Raw genomic sequence first — 16,391 nt, 5'->3', positions numbered from 1 at the left:
CTGTCCCGCTATGACTGTAGGAGGATAGGAAACCCTCCCTCTCGCTCACTAACGGGGAAGAGCCCCAAATGACGCAACTGGAGAACGGGTGGATCGAGACGGATGGACAACTCGTCAAAGTGCATCTGGCGAATCAGTTTTTTTACGCGGTGCTAATTCTGTTCATGCTAGTCGCCAGTGGAGCGGGAATTATGAGCTGATTCCGCATTGCTGCCCGGGAACGCCACGTCGAGCACGAGCGACGTTCGCGCATCGCAAGAGTTCCCTGGTTAAGCGAAATCGGATCATTGTTCACTCAAATAATGACAGATGCGAATTTAACAATTCGATATTATTTAGATAATTCGAACTAAATTCAAGAGCGCATAACGAAGCCTGTGCATGTTCCTCGAAATCCATGTTTACATATCGTTGGAGGCTTAGGGCGAAATCTTCCGGCTTATCTAAAGAGATCACCATCCCCCCTCCCGAACGAGCTACCTCTCCCCAAGGAGTACGATCCGAGATTACAACGGGACACCCCGTCTGCAAAGCTTCGAATATCGCGTGACCGAATCCTTCCCCGAGCGTAGGAAGAATAAATAAATCATAACTCCCTAAAATAGTTTTGACTTTAGCTGGCGTTACCGCTCCTAGATAATTAACCTTAATGTTATCGGTAAGCTCCCGGATCAAGGTAAGACATTCTTCCCAGTAGTGTTCATCCTCGATTGGCCCGAATATGTCGAATTGCACCTCTCCTTTAACATTTCGAAGAATAGAGATAGCGAATTTCAAATTTTTCATTTTGCATATACGAGATAAAAATACGAGTCTTAAAGAACCGCGTTGTTTGGGCATCTTCCTGAACACGGGTTCCTCTCCGGGCTTGGATGAAGATGGGAAATCCGGAGCTACGATCACCAGAGCTTTGGGTCCAAACACCTTGACGATCTCTGCTTCTTCTTGAACGCTTGAAGCTTGCCAGATCACATCCGAGTAAATGCCAAACCATTTCGCTAACGCTATGAATATCTTTTTCTTTAAGGGCTTTATAGATAATGCGCCCTCGGAAAACTCTCCTCTCGGAGCCAATACGGTTCTCTTTAGGTGCACTTTAAAGCATTTATTCCAGATAACGGGCAGTACGGAGTATTGGAATGAAAAAAAACTGTTTAAGTATACAACATCGAAATTCGTTTCGCGCATGATTCGTATGAGTTTTATTCCGTTTCGTCCCGATAAGTAATATCTGTCGGGGACTCCCGGGATCCAGCGATTTAGCGGAAGCGGATAAGAATGTTTATCGCCTAAGTCTCTGTCGGAAGTTATGATCTTAAACTTTACTTTATCGAATAAATGATCGACGGAATTACGGATCGTCGTAATCGGACCTCCCGCCTTATATCCTGGTTCGAAATACGGAACAAGCGTGAGTACCGTCTTTGGAGCGGCATTATCCCCCTCCGTCTCGCTCATGATTTCCTCCAGATCGTTCTATTAACGATCGAAGTAAAGCTCTGGATGAGCTTGATTACTTTGCCGGACACGTTTGCATCCGCATAATCGTCTACTGGGGAATAGGCTTCATGGTTATCCCACATTTGCCTGCATAGTTCAACCGATTGCAGAATTTCATTTGTCGTGATTCCGCCGATCAGAATGACGCCCTTATCGAACGTTTCCTGCCGCTCGGTAGAAGTTCTTATCGATACTGCCGGGAAGCCGAGAATGGAGGCTTCTTCCGGAAGCGTCCCACTGTCTGACAATACGCAGTACGCGTTTAATTGAAGCCTATTGTAATCAAAGAATCCGAGGGGCTTCATTGTTCTAACAAGAGGGTCGAAAATAAAATTTCTCTTTTCGATCATTTTTTGGCTTCTGGGGTGCGTCGAATAAAGAATTGGGATTTGATACCTACGGGCGATTTCGTTAAGCGCGTTCATCAAGGAGAGAAAGTTATCCACGTTATCGATGTTCTCTTCCCGATGAGCGGATACGAGAAAATAGCCGCGGGCCTCCAGCCCAAGGCGCTCGAGAACGTTGCTTTTCTCAATATTATCCCGATGATTTAATAAGATTTCGGTCAGAGGAGACCCCGTGACGAAAATATGTTCGCTTCTGCACCCTTCCGCGATCAAATTTCTTCTGGCATTCTCGGTATAGGGCATATGAATATCCGAAATATGATCCACGATTCTTCGGTTAATCTCTTCGGGGAGATTCTCATCGAAACATCTATTGCCCGCTTCCATATGAAATACGGGAATCTTCAGGCGCTTGGCAGCGATTGCGGATAACGCCGAATTCGTATCCCCTAGGATCAACAGCGCTTCCGGCTTAATCTCCGACATGAGAGCATAGGATTTTGAAATCATATTCCCCATCGTCTCGCCCAAATGATCTCCAATGCACTCCAAGCAATAATCGGGAGGCCTGATGCCCAGTTCCTCGAAAAACACTTGGTTCAGCGTATAGTCCCAATTTTGTCCGGTATGAACGAGTACGTGATCGAAGTAACGATCCATTTTCTTAATCGTTTCACTTAATCGGATAACTTCTGGTCTTGTTCCCACTATAGTCATTACTTTGAGTCGATCCATCGCGCATTTCCTTTCGATTTTTATAGTAATGCGGATACAACTCTTGGTGCTGTACCATCCAATTTTTCATGTCGGTGACCATTGTTTCGTATGACGATACGATAAATTCAAAGTCCGTCCTGTTGTTAATTAGAGATTTGTCCACAACGAGACTTTCGCTTGGATGAATGATCCTTTTGTTATCGGTGAAATGTTTATTAAACAGTTTTAACAACCCGAACTTATTAATAGACGTTTGATTAACTAGATGATAGATCCCGCTTAACTTAACGATAGACGCTTTTTCTATCGCTTTCGCTAGCGTTAAAGTCGAAACTCCTGTCCAAATCGCTTTGACGAATCCGGCCATTTCCTTCTCTTGTTTCATATACCAGTTCAATAATCCGATACCGTCGGGGTTTATGTCCGGTCCAACCAAAGAAGTACGAAAGGTAAGATCTTTATGGTTATCGATTTCACCAAGCGCTTTGGAACGATCGTATAAAGAAATTCCGTCCCGGTACGAGTGTTCCGAATATCCCCCCTGAAGGCCTGAAAAGACGCAATCCGTACTAACGTGAATAACTTGCGTGTTCGTGTCCCTCGTCATATCGCATAAGTGATAGGGCAGAAAACTATTAACGAACACTGCTTCGGATGGCCGGGAATCGGCTTCGCGATTTAGAATTCCCGAGCAATTGACGATTGTATCGTATTGCCCATCGCTTATAATCTCATTCAACTTCGTCAACTCTCTCACATCGCAAACAGTATGCGGAGCAAACGGAAGAGGCCGTCTGGTAATCGCCGTAACAGAATGGCCTTGTTCCCTTAAGTAAAAGGTAACGATGTGACCCGCCATTCCCGCAGCGCCGATAACTAAGTATTTAATGATACTAACCTCCCTCTTTGCTTAAGCGCTTCTTGTATGCAATCCAATGTCATTAATTTATCTTGTATTTCCTGCATTTGGAGCTGCTGAGTGCTGCTTGACGTGTACTCCCTGTCAAGATTAGGAAGCTCATCACCGCTTAGGTAATCGCTGCTGTAATTCAGATCCCGATGGTCGGCCGGAATTCTATAATAATTATCCAGTTCCTCCGTGATCATCGCTTCTTCTTTCGTGAGCAGCGTTTCATGCCACTTTTCTCCGTGCCGCGCTCCTGTAACGACAATGTCGTTATTCTCCTTGAGCAGATCTTTTATCGCCAGCGCCAGTTCGCCAACCGTGCATGCCGGCGATTTATTGATCAAGATATCGCCGGATTGGGCGTGCATAAAAGCAAACATAACCAAGTCAACCGCATCTTCCAAGCTCATCATGAACCGAGTCATATCGGGATGCGTCACCGTCATAGCCTGCCCGGCATTGAGTTGCTCGACGAACAAGGGGATAACCGATCCGCGAGAAGCCATTACATTGCCGAATCGGGTACACCCGATAACCGTATTTTTCGAAGTGGCAAGCCTTGACTTGGCTACCGCCAATTTCTCCGACATCGCTTTGGAGATTCCCATCGCGTTGATGGGATACGCGGCTTTATCCGTGGATAGACAGATCGCTTTCTTAACCCCGCTCTCGATAGCTGCGGTTAATACGTTTTCCGTTCCGATAATGTTAGTTTTGACGGCTTCCATCGGGAAAATTTCGCAAGAAGGAACTTGCTTTAACGCCGCCGCATGAAAAACGTAATCCGCATCGTAGAAAGCTTCTTTCAGACTGTGCGAATCTCTGACGTCGCCTATGTAAAATTTTAGCCTTCTATCTCCGAAATGTTTCCTCATATCGTCCTGCTTCTTTTCATCGCGCGACAAAACCCGTATTTCTTTAATTTCCGTTTGGAGTAATCTTCTCACGACCGCATGTCCGAATGATCCCGTTCCTCCGGTGATGAGAATCGTTCTGTCTGTAAACATTTTCGTCTCCACCTTAACGAAATTTTTGCACCAATTTATTCAGCCTTTCGATAAACAACATTTTTGAAAAGTGTCGATCATAATAGTTCCTGGCGCTTTGTCCGAATCGTTCATGCTTGTCTTTTTCGGAAGCAAACTGCCGAATAATGGCCGCCAGTCCTTTATAGTCTTCCGCCGCCGTGCAATATCCGCATCCCGCTTCCTCAATGACTCTTCTAGTCTCGCCATCGATAGCTCCCACTATCGGCTTGCTCGCAGCCATATAAGATTGAACTTTATTCGGAAGCGTGTAAGACAGCATAGGGTTCGCTTTAAGCGTGACGATCATAGCATCCGCCATATTATAGTAGAAGGGGAGTTCGTTTAAGAAAAGATGTCCATAAAAAGTCACATTAGTCACTCCCAAATCCTCGGCCAATTGCTGGCATTTTTTTCGGGACGTGCCGCTTCCGACAATATGAATGCGAATTCGATCCTCATCGAGTAACTCTTTAGCCGCATATAAGATGGTTTCCACACTTTGCATTTCTCCGATGTTTCCCGCGAAGACGAAATGGGTTTCCGTGTTTTCCACCGTTTCCCTTTTCATTTCTTCGAAGACCGACTCCGCAAAAACCGGAAGATAGGCGAGCTCCCGCTCTATGCCCAATACATTGCGGAAATAATCAGCAAATGGTTTAGAGCTAATGATGATCTCGTCGGAATTGCGGTATAACCATTTGCTCATGGCCAACAGAACCCGGTAGAGAAAGCCCCTTCCCCGTATTCCTCCTGCCGATACGCTGGCGGGCCATAGGTCGTGGCAATAGAGGATGAGGGGCTTGCCCGTAAGCCCCTTCAAAATGATTCCGGGCAATGCCATCGTTACCGGCGATAACTGATATACGATAATTAGATCGAACTTTTTGCTTAGGAAAAAAGATTGAATGGAAGCCATAACTGCAAAACTCAAATAATTAAGCGATAACGTAATCCGATTACGACCCCGTCCTATTATCGGCACTCGTTTTACGGTAACCCCGTGTATTTTCTCATTTCGTCTTTTGAATCGCCTGTATTCGGAATGGATGTTTCCCCCAGGATAATTGGGAAGGCCTGTCAATACGGTTACTTCTGTTCCGGAACGGGCCATCTCGAAGCACATTTCGTTCACTCTGAACTGTTCTGGATAAAAATACTGGCAAACGACCAATACTTTCACAAGAACTCCCCCTTTCCCCGATCAGCGCCTGCGCCCTCTCCAACTCCTTCTCTGTTTATCACTTTCATCATCGTAAAGAAAATAATCTTTATATCGAGCAAGGTACTCCTATTTACAAGATATTCGCCGTCAAAACCAACTTTGGCATCGATCGAAAGAGTGTCTCTGCCATTAATTTGAGCCCATCCCGTCAAGCCTGGAACGATAACATTCACGCCGTAGCGCTCCCTTTCGAGAATCAAATCGTATTGATTCCACAGCGCCGGCCGAGGACCTACCAGGCTCATTTCGCCCTTTAGAATATTAATGAATTGCGGCCATTCATCCAGGCTAGTCTTCCGTAAAAAAGCCCCGATTCTGGTTGTATGCTTGTGAATTTCGTGAAGCAGCAAGTGAGTTGGCACATCGCAAGGGGAGTCTAATTTCATCGTTCTGAATTTTAGAATCGTAAATGGTTGTTTGTGCTTGCCTATGCGTTGTTGCTTAAATAACACAGGTCCCTTAGACTCCATTTTTATCAAAATAACGATGATCAGTGACGCAGGCAGGAAACAGACAAGAGCAATTACTGAAATCACGATGTCGATAACCCTTTTTAATACCGCATATTTCTTCATCTTTTATTCTCCATGAACAGCCGCTCGTTGTCCGCTATTGGTATCGCCTCTATCGCATCCAGCAGTTGAAGCTGAGCTTGAAGGTTGTCGTTCAAACCGAAAACTCCTCGGCTCATTACGCGCTCGGTCTCAGGCAAGCGATCTATAACTTCAATTCTCCTTATAATCTCATTGGCTAGCCATCTGGCTTCTCTTAAATAACCGATACGTTTATCGTCCGACAAAGTAGAATCGGTTCCGAGCCTGAGGTCAAGCTCTATCGCTTTCTCGTAAAATCCGATCGTCCAAGGAAAGAGTTCGACCGCTCTCCTTACTTCCTCATGAGCACGATCGAGGTTCATCCTATCCATATCCAAATCGTAATTGATCTCAACTGCTTCGATGTTATAAGGATCAATGGCTTTCAACTTGTTCAAAGCGTACTCCGCAGTCCTCGAAAAGCTTTCGTTCTTCGTATCGCGATACATAAGCCGATTCAACTTAGCCATGGTTACAAGATATTGGGGATGTCCGGGCCTCAAGCTCTCCGCTTGCTCTATTGCGGATTGAACAGCATCGTATTTCCCCGTCTCGGCGAGCACGTTTATTGAGGATCGATAATATTCATCCGCCCTTAACGCTACAATACACTTGTAAATCATGAATATCGCTACCAGGAACAAGCCTGATGCAAAAGCCTTCGTTACTCTTCCTTTGCCCCAGATAACTGCTGTCGGTCTATTCGAGATGGCCGCCGTAGCTCCCAAAGTTAAAAAAACAAGGGAAGACAGATAAAAGAAGCTCATGTCAAAATCGACGAAGCTGTGACCTAGAATAACGATAGAAAAAACGGGAAATATCAACCACCGATTATCATCATTGGTTTCTCTGATCTTCTTCTTTATTTGACCGATCAATAAGACGAACACGTAGCATAGGATAGCAATAAGAACGATCCCGCCGAACAATCCAGATTCTAAATAAGTTTCTATATAAAAATTGTGAACCTTGGAACTAGAATAAGGATAACTTTTATATGACTCAGACAATACCGACCAGGCGCCGCCTCCGGCACCGAATACCGGATAATCCGCTCCTGCCCTTATTGCGTCTTCGTACAATGTATTTCTTAAGAAAACGCTAGTAGATTGAAGATTGACCCCCTCCAGCCTAGCGGCAATTCCGGCAGGCAGGATCTTGCTGAATGGAAAGTTGGACATGATCAGAACATATAACGCCAGACCTAACGAGACAAGAACGACCGGTAACGCCAAACGTCTAGGGCTCCATAGCTTGTCTGCTTTATTATTATCTAACCTGCCGAACCGCAGCCTTACGCCAAGAACAATCAAGCTTGCAATCGCAGCTATTCCCAGCACGAGCAGCCATCCGCGTAAAGATACCCCTGGCGAGTAATTTTCTAGCAATTGTCCCCTTGTCTTGACTGCAAAACCATATACGGCAAATGCAGCTATCCCGACAATCCCTAGTTCCATCACGCTTATGAGTTGTCGTTTCCAAGGGAGCAAAGCCAAATAGAAAATCAGAACGACAAATAGAACAAGCAGCGCCCCTCTGGAAAGGGTAAGCAGTAAGGACAAGAGCACAGGTACCAGCATAAAAGCATGAAAAACAAGATATCTTTTCTTTCGAGAGGATTGAACCATGATCAAGGCGCATATCGCTATCGCGATTAAGTAGGCCGCATAAGCGTTCGGGTACTGAAAGACGCTAGATAATCGATCTGCTAAAACCGCATCTATATAATGAGCGTTGCCGAACCAGTTCAGTAAACCAAACATAACGATCACATATCCTGAACCGATTAAAGCGAACAGTAATATCTTATAACTAGCGGAATGCCGGGTTATATAATAGCCAAGAACAAAAAATACGCCCCAACCCAATCTGACGAAAGCTTCGATGAAAGCCCATTGGCTCGTTATCGCCTCTAACGTCGCAATGAAATAGGATATCGGTATGATCCATATCAGAGCAACAAGAATGTCCCCGTGAGAAGCTATCTTCCAATCTCGATAAAGATAGAAGCAAATGAAAGTTAGACATACCAAGCTACAAACAAGAGCGACATACAAGGGTCTTTCGAAAGTGACTTCGTACCCAACGAACAAACCCTGATGAAATGGCGCGAGGAACAAAAAAATAACGACGAAAACAGACGTTGCCGCGAAGATCCAGCCAGTCGTTTTCCGATTAAGGCCGCCTTTCATCCCGCCCCTCCCTCGGTGCCGATGATCAATATGTCCCTGGCTCGTTCCAGTCTGATCTTGTCCTTGGGCGAATAGTCCCTACTCGAAAGAACTCCCCCTACCCCGTTGGCCATTCCGACAATTTGAGTTGGTTGTTGAATGCGGTCAACGATAATATCCCCCCGGTTGCCTATGATGCCACCGGCTATTAAGCGAATGGTATCGTTAAAGCGCTCGCCCCTTACATTCATGTAGAAATTCGATACGTCCGGACTGGACGACAGCAACGAGTACACAAAACCTAGTCTGACATCCATGCGATTGCAAATGACGCCGTTCTCCCCGCTTGCCTTCAGAAATCCCGGAGAAAAATTATTAATGCCCCCGTCAATCGCGATCCCGCCTCTCTTCACGAGATAAGCCATTTCCTCTTGAGCTACACCGTCAGCGGCAACGAAGGAAACCAACCCGTCAAATACAGAATCATTCGGCAAACTTTCAATCCCCTCAATAGAAGATCGAGAATATTTGGGCAGAATGGCATTCAATCCATCGGCAACCGTCCTCGCTTTGCTATAATCTCTGGAAAGCATTTTAATACTGGCATTCCTTTCGCACAGTCGCAGAGCTAGCTTCGCCGAGATATTCCCAGCACCCAAGATCAATATCGATTTGCCGCTTAATTGATCTTGGAAATGTTGCCTGACTAGCAAATCGGCGGCTTCTACGCTAGCATCGTTAGGTTTATAAGCTACGATGGAAGAATGCCGAATATGTTGAGCGGCGATTCCCATCAGATCCATGCTTTGTTTCGCTTCTACGTCCACAAGCACGATATCGACTACCCCATCCAAACGTTCAAAACAAAATACCGCATCGTCCGGCTTAGAGACTAGAAAGTTGATACACTCGAAATGCTCATAAGATCTCCTTGGCAGGACCAAAAACTCTGCCAGCAAACGTGAGGTCGAACCGACGGAAGCGACTTTTATTTTCGAAGATCTACGGATGTTATCGACTTCGGATAAAACCTGATTGAAAATTCCAGAATTCATCACCGATGTTCTCCTTCTGAACGCAAATAAACAATTAATCCAAGCCTTCTAGGTAAGCGTCGCACACCGAATCCGCATCGCCGAAACGAACCAGTTCCCCTTTATGCAACCATGCCGCTTTCGTACAAAGCTTTCTAACGGATTCCACGGAATGCGATACGTAAATGACGCTGGCGCCATTGTTCACGATCTCCGCAATTCGGGATTCGCATTTTTTCTGAAATTTCATATCGCCGACGCTCAAGATTTCATCCGCGATCAGAATATCGGGTCTGCTGATCGTAGCGATCGCAAAGCCAAGGCGAGCAACCATTCCGGAGGAGAAATTTTTTATCGGAATGTCGATGAAATCCTCCAGTTCGGCAAACGATATGATTTCATCGAAATTCTCGTTCATCTTCGCTCGGCTATGTCCGAGGATTGCGCCGTTTAAGTAAATATTTTCGCGCGCGGTGAGATCATAATCGAATCCGGCGCCTAGTTCGATTAACGGAGCTATGGAACCCCTTACTTGTATCCTTCCCTTGGCAGGTTGTAACACTCCCGCGATCAGTTTAAGCAATGTGCTCTTACCGCTGCCGTTCAATCCGATAATTCCTAACGATTCCCCTCTCATCATCCGCAGAGAGACATTTCGAAGAGCCCAAAACTCATCGATCGCCAGTCCCCCTTTAAGGGCGCGTATCAAATATTCCTTCAGGTTATCGGCTTTCTCTCGACTGATGTTATATAGCATCGAAACATCGTCGACCTCTACAAGCGTATCGGGCATGTTCACCCCTCCGTTCCAAGTCTTACATGTATAAAACAAACCGGTTTTGCGTCCGATTGAAAATGAACCAGCCAATGCCCAGCGAAGCGATCCCGCATAGTAAACAGATGAGGTTAGGAACCATTCCGGGCATAACCCCTTCGAGAATCAAAGATCTTAGGTAATCTATGTAGTAATACATGGGATTCCATTCGTAGATCCAGGAATACTTATCCTGAATAATGGAGATCGGATAAAATATGGGAGTCATATACGTCCATAAAAGCGCTAGTACACCATACAAACTATTAACGTCGCGGAAATAAACCGTCAATGCGGATAAGCTCAATGAAAGCCCGGTCGTAAATATAATCAGATAGAAGATCGGGATGAAACTCAATAACAAAGTCGGTTTGAAGGGCGCTCCCGTTGCCAACATCACCAGCAGCAATGCTACGAAAGCGAATCCTAAATTGACTAGCGAAGACAACACTCGGGAGAGAGGAAACAAATATTTAGGTATATATATTTTTTTCAACAATCCGGCGTTGCCCACAATAGACATAGCCGCCGACGTAGTAGCCTCGGTGTGAAACGAGAATATAATGCTTCCGGACAGAAAATAGACCGCATAGTTAGGCAATGTGTTAAATAGCGAAGAAAATACGATCGTCGTTATAATCATGGTCAACAAAGGATAAAGCAACGTCCAGAGCAGTCCCAGCACCGATTTCCGATATCTTACTTTTATATCTCGAATAACTAGTTCCTTGAGCAAATTGTTATATTTCCAAACAACAGAAAGCCTGCTGTAGAGCTTTCGCACGAACAAACCTCTCCTCGATGGTCATTTCAATGTTAAGCCTATCTCCTGAAACGTCTCTGCCAAAGCCCCCTCAGTTTAAATGTTGCCTTGCTTATCGTGGCGCGGAGCCCGTAGTCCCTAACGTGGTTTAAGAATTTAACAGCAATCGTCTCGATTTCATCCAATTGCGTTCGTGCCGTACGAACTTTAGGCACTGCGGCAATCAAGGCCGCCGACCGTTCGTATTCCTTGACGATCGTTCTGTGGAACGCCTTCTTATTATCGATCTCGCCCATAAAACGTTCGGCTAAGATGCGATTGATCTCATCCTGATCCGAATGGGATAACACAACCCGGATCAGATCTTCCCAGCGAGGACCGACTTGATCTATGGAATATCTCCCAACCATTTCCCGCGCATTCCTGGACATTCTCTTTAATAATTCCACATCATCGAATAAGGTCGATATCTTTTCCGCCATTGCCCGCATATCGTCCTGCGGAACGATATAGCCGTTCTCTCCATCCGCGATGATATCCTCTAAGCCGGGAATATCCACGATAACGGCAGGCAGTCCATAACTTCCGGCTTCGTTGAGAACTAACGGAAACCCTTCGCTATCCGAAGTTAGTACGAAGACGTCGCCTTGGCTATAGAAATCTTGCGTTCTCTCTTGTTCCCCGACGAATCGGACTTGAGAGTCGGATACTCCCGTTTTTCTAAGCAACTCGCCTATCGTTTCTATGGCATTCCGGGGAATTCTAGCTTCCGAATCATAAGGCCCTACAATCAATAACCGTGCATCGGGGTGACGTTCGAGCAGATGACCAAATGCGGCTAACACGCGATCCAGCCGCTTTATCGGATCTGAGAACCTTCCAACGGCGATTACCGTTTTACCGTTTCGTTTCTCGGAATCATAGTCCGGAACGGAGAACGAGGTGAGCCCTTGCATAACCGCGGCGTTAGGATAAGCCATTCCGTAAGCGTTGGCACTGAATCGAGTAAGAAAACACGACGCGTTCGCCTGAGCCAGCGCCTCGTTTCTGGCAATTACCGTAGGAGCCAATTCCGGAATTCTATGCGGGAAAAAATAATATTCCAACGTATAGGCAATCGTTCGGATGCCCGATTTCCTTAATACGGGGTATACGGCGGCTAACTCGGGTATGCTGTTATTGTGACCGATAAACAAATCGGGCGACAACAGACCAACCAGCTTAATTAGTCTCTCTATTCTACGATCGAAATCAAGTATAGGAATAAAAACTATTGAAGGGTCCAATTGATAACCGACATCTCGAATCGGCTCAAAAACGGTTAATATAATCCGGTATTTTTGGTGCGTCAGGTAATTGGTTAACCCTGAAATAAGCCTCTCCGCACCGCCGAATTGCCAACCGTATGCGTGAAATAACAATACCGGCTCAGATCTATCTTCGTTTAATATCGGCTGGATTACATTGATCAACAATTCCGATATATCGTTGAGTCTCGAGGTCCGAAAAATCGTTTCATCCAACATTCGTGCCGCTTCATGAATCTCATCGACCGTCTTTGCGAGTCGGCATGCGGCGATCAGGTTATTCATTCAAGTTACCCTCTCACCTTGGTCTTGATTTTTTGCCCCGCTTTGCGCGTGGCGACAAGAATACCGTCATTTTTGGCAGATACATAGAATCGCTTGCACCAACGAAGCGGTCTTGTCACTTTCCAGGAAATCGTATTGGAAAATTCCTGCGCCGCTTGTTGATAAGCCTCCGCTTGAATGCTTGCCCGGAAATTCTCCTCGATCTGCTTTGCGATTTCCGAGTGATTTTCCGACTCCGTCTCGAGCCCCTGCTGAGGCGCGTTGTACGACCCTTTGTTTTCTATTAATAAGGAGAGGTTTCTTTCGTACTCGCGAATGACGGTTCTGGAGAAACCTTCGTTATCTGCGAGAGGCACCATGAATCTATCTCTCAATAATGAATTCAGCACGTCCTGGTCTTGTACGGACAGAACGGTGTCAATGAGCCTATCCCATCTCTCGCAAATCCGTTGCCGGCTGAATCGGTCGACCAGTTCGTACGCTCGGTTACCCATTCGATCGCGCAAATCGAAGTCGGATAATAATTCCGATACTTTACGAGCCATAAGATCCAAGTCTTCCTGAGGAACGATATAGCCGCTTTCGCCGTCCGTAATCATGTCTTCCAATCCGGAAATATCGCTAATGACGCAGGGCAATCCGAAAGTTCCGGCTTCGTTCAATACCATCGGAATCCCTTCGCTCTCCGAAGTTAACAGGAGAACGGAAGCTTTCATGTAATACGGTTCGACGCTTTCTTGCTCTCCAACGAATAACATCTTATCTTTCGGGATCTGCAAGCGCGCAATCAATTCGCCGATCGTTTCTTTGGACCGGTTATCGGTTCGCACGTTTAATTTGTAAGGTCCGACCAGAAGCAATTCGGCCTCGGGATGGCTTGTCATCACTTTGGAAAAAACCTTCAAAATTCGATCCAATCGCTTGATCGGATCATTGAATCTGCCTACGGCCAACACGACCTTTTTATTCTTGGGTGCCTTTGTTGGAGATTTCGGAAAAGTGTTAGGAGTCGGCAGCAAAGCGCCATTATCATTAAGTTGGGCATAAACATTGGCGCTAAATGAAGTGAGCCATGTGACGGCGCTCGCTTGCTTGAAAGCTTCCGTTCGGCATTCAATGATGGGATACAGATCTTGAATGGCAAAGGGTAGAAAGTAATGACCGAAATTGCATGCGATGCTTCGAATTTCAAGTCCTCTTAATTTCTCGTATACGGGAAGAAGATTAATGTCGTAGTTCGGGCTTGCCAAGAACAAATCCGCGTCAAGCAATGAGCATACGACCGCCAGCTGCGCGGATAGATTCTCCATCGTCCCGACTCGTAATCGCACGTGCGTAATTTCTTTTGGTAGGGGGAAGCCTTCTTTGTTCAGAAGATCATTAGAAACGATAAACCAATCGTACTTGTCTTTTAACGCCCCGGTTATCGTGGAAAGTACTCTTTCGGCGCCCCCTCGAATCCATACCCCGCTATAAACGACTATTCTCGGTTTGCTTTTCTTCTTGTTTAACAATGAATTTAAATTCCGTTCCCAGTTGCATGGGGAGTGATTGATTTCCTTAATCCCGACATCCGCCTGAATCAAAGTCGAGACCAGCTCTATCTCTTTGGGATCATTCACCGACGAGCACAAATGTTTAAACAACCGATATGCCGACTTCTCGAATCCCATTTTCTTGAAAGAGTGATACCTGCTTTCGAGATACTTATACGATTGCCCGCTGTACAGTCCGACTTCCTCCATGGATAAATCCCGGATCATTCGACTCATGACGCGATCGGCTTCAAGCCAAAGTCCGTCATGATGCTTCTGGCTATCTTGTTCTTCGTGTTGACGGGAACGTACAAGCACTTCTTTAACGTGGATAAAGGGAACGTTGCCGGCCATGCGGAACCACATATCGACATCCTGGGTATATCGAAGCGCCGGATCGAACAATCCGAACCTCTCGAAATATTGCCGCGGAATTAAAAAGGCGCAGCCATGGAATCCGACTTCATGCGAAATGGCTAACAAAGAACGGGTATTGGAAGTCCCCTGGGGGGAAACGCGATAAGTATGAAGCAATTTTCCTGCGGGAGAGATATGGCAATAATCGCTGAATACAACCGCTTGTTCGCCGAATTGACGTAAAGCCACTATTTGCTTTTCGATTTTATCGGGCGTGTACATGTCGTCATGGCTTAACCAAGAAAAGTAGTCTCCGGTCATCTTCCCAAGACCCAAATTCAATGCCGTAGCCACTCCTCCGTTCTCTTTGGAAAAGTAACGGATTCTGTCGCCGTATGAGAGAGCTATTCGTTCCGTCTCGCCATCGTCGTTCGAGCCGTCGTTAACGACGACGACTTCAACGTTTAAATACGTTTGTGCCAAAGCGCAGTTTATGGCCTCATGCAAATAGTTCGCCCCGTTATAGACGGGAATGATAATGGATACTTTAGGTTCAGCCGACACGAATTCATACACCTCTATATGTAAGAATGCTCACAAAACACATAATCCGGATTCTCAAACCTAGCCTCGTTATTTTCGCAACTCGATTCCTGCAAATAACTCTTTCCAAATATGATCGCTATCGTTCCATAATTTATCGACGTGCGGAACGTTCACCGAACAAACGCGTTCCAACGGCCAGTCGTTTTCCTCGATTTCGTCCGCTTGGTCAGGGGCGAGAAACAGCAATACATAATCATTGCGCACGAGATCGTCCAGAATCTCTTGCAATTCCTTCGCTTCCTCGTACGTTCCGCCGCTTCGGACAAAGAGCAGTCTTTCGGCCGTGTCGGCTTTCTCTAAAAAACGAGCTACCCGGCGATCGTATTTGGTCTTGACGCTCGGATATGCCTCCAACAGCTTAGGATCGTTCTGCGCGATAAAAAAGTCATGATTGGAGTAAATGTCGTACAATTTGTCCTGCACGAGATAAAGTTTATCTCCCGCAGTTCCAATACACTCCATCTGATGGCGATCCATGAAGCCCTCGAACCGGTTCCGCAATAATCTATTAACGCTGCTTAGATTAGGAGAGCCTACCCAGTCCAGAACGCCCGAATAGGGTCTAAGTCCGTTTTTCTCCAGCTGAATGGAAATATAGCACAGTTGCCCTAAGCTAAAAATGTCGTCGTATTTTCCTTTAATGTCGGCGATTCTCAATGAACCTGCACTTCCTATCGTTATTTAGATAAAACGGTTCCTTTAAGGAGATAAGGACCAATGATTCTGGCCCTCGTACCGAGCGATTTGACCGTCAAAACAAAGTTCTGAAAAGACGACTCTTCCCGCGTACTTACATCTATCTTGGTTAAAGCGCTATTAAAGCAATTTTCTTGAGTCCATTCGACAATTTCGCCGTTCAAGTCTTTTTTTCGAATCATGATTTCCAATTCGCCCAGATCAGAGGTAATCGGTTTATCCCATCCGATTTCTATTTCAAGCACGATTCGATAGGAGGGATCTAGTTTATCTAGCCATAGGCCCGTAAGCACGACCTCCTCGTCTCCGATTTCAAAAGGCTCGAAAGTTCCATGCTGTGCCCCCGAAGAAACTGAATATTTCACCATATTTAATCTATTCTCCCGATTTTAGAATGCCAAAGATGACGGAATTGCTAAAATAAGCGTCTTTTACAGAGACATATCCAATAATCAAACTAAAACAAATAAATATGACTAAAGATCTTATCATCTTTGCAAACAAAGAAA

Annotated in this window: 15 protein-coding genes; 1 reads left to right on the top strand and 14 read right to left on the bottom strand. The window is 45.7% G+C overall.

From position 1 onward, the window contains the following. Positions 1-68 precede the first annotated feature (68 nt). Positions 69-200 (top strand): hypothetical protein, encoded by a 132-nt coding sequence (locus tag L3D05_RS26575; protein WP_255807939.1) that lies wholly within the window; start codon positions 69-71, stop codon positions 198-200. Between the two features lie 91 nt (positions 201-291). Here the strand turns inward: L3D05_RS26575 and L3D05_RS26210 are convergent, their stop codons facing one another. From L3D05_RS26210 to L3D05_RS26145, 14 genes are all read right to left on the bottom strand, one after another. Next, positions 292-1,458: a glycosyltransferase family 4 protein gene (locus tag L3D05_RS26210; protein WP_239619323.1), complete on the bottom strand. Its 1,167-nt coding sequence runs from the start codon at positions 1,456-1,458 to the stop codon at positions 292-294. After that, complete coding sequence (gene wecB / locus L3D05_RS26205; protein WP_239619322.1) at positions 1,455-2,582, bottom strand: non-hydrolyzing UDP-N-acetylglucosamine 2-epimerase; 1,128 nt, start codon at positions 2,580-2,582, stop codon at positions 1,455-1,457. The genes L3D05_RS26210 and wecB overlap by 4 nt, the downstream gene beginning before the upstream one ends. Continuing rightward, a complete protein-coding gene (locus L3D05_RS26200) occupies positions 2,521-3,423 on the bottom strand; it encodes a sugar nucleotide-binding protein (protein ID WP_239619321.1) in 903 nt (300 codons plus the stop codon). The genes wecB and L3D05_RS26200 overlap by 62 nt, the downstream gene beginning before the upstream one ends. 17 nt (positions 3,424-3,440) lie before the next feature. Continuing rightward, entirely contained in the window at positions 3,441-4,478 is a 1,038-nt protein-coding gene (locus tag L3D05_RS26195; RefSeq protein WP_239619320.1) for a polysaccharide biosynthesis protein, read from the bottom strand. Positions 4,479-4,491: 13 nt separating this feature from the next. Beyond that, entirely contained in the window at positions 4,492-5,679 is a 1,188-nt protein-coding gene (locus L3D05_RS26190; protein WP_239619319.1) for a glycosyltransferase family 4 protein, read from the bottom strand. Further along, positions 5,676-6,296: a sugar transferase gene (locus L3D05_RS26185; protein WP_239619318.1), complete on the bottom strand. Its 621-nt coding sequence runs from the start codon at positions 6,294-6,296 to the stop codon at positions 5,676-5,678. The genes L3D05_RS26190 and L3D05_RS26185 overlap by 4 nt, the downstream gene beginning before the upstream one ends. After that, on the bottom strand, positions 6,293-8,506 hold the full coding sequence (locus tag L3D05_RS26180) for an O-antigen ligase family protein (protein WP_239619317.1): 2,214 nt from the start codon (positions 8,504-8,506) through the stop codon (positions 6,293-6,295). Before L3D05_RS26180 ends, L3D05_RS26185 begins: the two co-directional genes overlap by 4 nt. Next, positions 8,503-9,540 carry a hypothetical protein gene (locus L3D05_RS26175; protein WP_239619316.1) on the bottom strand — a complete coding sequence of 346 codons (1,038 nt, stop codon included), beginning with the start codon at positions 9,538-9,540 and terminating at the stop codon, positions 8,503-8,505. Before L3D05_RS26175 ends, L3D05_RS26180 begins: the two co-directional genes overlap by 4 nt. A gap of 34 nt (positions 9,541-9,574) precedes the next feature. After that, a complete protein-coding gene (locus L3D05_RS26170; RefSeq protein WP_239619315.1) occupies positions 9,575-10,312 on the bottom strand; it encodes an ABC transporter ATP-binding protein in 738 nt (245 codons plus the stop codon). A gap of 22 nt (positions 10,313-10,334) precedes the next feature. After that, positions 10,335-11,117 (bottom strand): ABC transporter permease, encoded by a 783-nt coding sequence (locus L3D05_RS26165; RefSeq protein ID WP_239619314.1) that lies wholly within the window; start codon positions 11,115-11,117, stop codon positions 10,335-10,337. 38 nt (positions 11,118-11,155) lie between these two features. Beyond that, positions 11,156-12,688: a glycosyltransferase gene (locus L3D05_RS26160; protein ID WP_239619313.1), complete on the bottom strand. Its 1,533-nt coding sequence runs from the start codon at positions 12,686-12,688 to the stop codon at positions 11,156-11,158. 5 nt (positions 12,689-12,693) lie between these two features. Then, complete coding sequence (locus tag L3D05_RS26845) at positions 12,694-15,144, bottom strand: glycosyltransferase (protein ID WP_239619312.1); 2,451 nt, start codon at positions 15,142-15,144, stop codon at positions 12,694-12,696. A gap of 69 nt (positions 15,145-15,213) precedes the next feature. Continuing rightward, positions 15,214-15,843, bottom strand: coding sequence for a DUF1796 family putative cysteine peptidase (locus tag L3D05_RS26150; RefSeq protein WP_239619311.1), 630 nt, complete (start codon positions 15,841-15,843; stop codon positions 15,214-15,216). 20 nt (positions 15,844-15,863) lie between these two features. Further along, positions 15,864-16,250 (bottom strand): hypothetical protein, encoded by a 387-nt coding sequence (locus L3D05_RS26145; protein ID WP_239619310.1) that lies wholly within the window; start codon positions 16,248-16,250, stop codon positions 15,864-15,866. Between the last annotated feature and the right edge of the window lie 141 nt (positions 16,251-16,391).

Origin of the sequence: Cohnella mopanensis (genome assembly GCF_022352055.1) — a bacterium.
GTDB classification, from domain to species: Bacteria; Bacillota; Bacilli; order Paenibacillales; family Paenibacillaceae; genus Cohnella; species Cohnella mopanensis.
The sequence above is the reverse complement of the archived record's forward strand: the minus strand, read 5'-3'. Positions and strand labels throughout refer to the sequence as shown.